Source organism: Halomonas sp. ND22Bw, assembly GCF_003011945.1.
GTDB classification, from domain to species: domain Bacteria; phylum Pseudomonadota; class Gammaproteobacteria; order Pseudomonadales; family Halomonadaceae; genus Halomonas; species Halomonas halophila.
The window spans coordinates 1-257 of record NZ_PXWD01001256.1 but is presented as its reverse complement, the minus strand read 5'-3'; the positions used below and the strand labels follow the sequence as shown (position 1 = coordinate 257).

Here is a 257-nt window from a genome sequence, read left to right as displayed (position 1 = left end):
GGCCGGCTTCCGGGCGGTGCCCGGCTGCGTCGTGCGTCGCGGCTCCTACATCGCCCCCGGCGCGGTGCTGATGCCGTCCTTCATCAACCTCGGCGCCCATGTGGGCGAGGGCACCATGGTCGACACCTGGGTCACCATCGGCTCCTGCGCCCAGGTGGGGAAGAACTGCCACATCTCGGGTGGGGCCGGCATCGCGGGCGTGCTCGAGCCGCTCCAGGCGAACCCCGTGATCATCGAGGACAACTGCTTCATCGGCG

1 pseudogene is annotated in these 257 nt (G+C 70.4%); it reads left to right on the top strand.

The annotated features are described in order from the left end of the window. A pseudogene (locus CVH10_RS22215) lies at positions 1-257 on the top strand (2,3,4,5-tetrahydropyridine-2,6-dicarboxylate N-succinyltransferase); the annotation flags it as partial.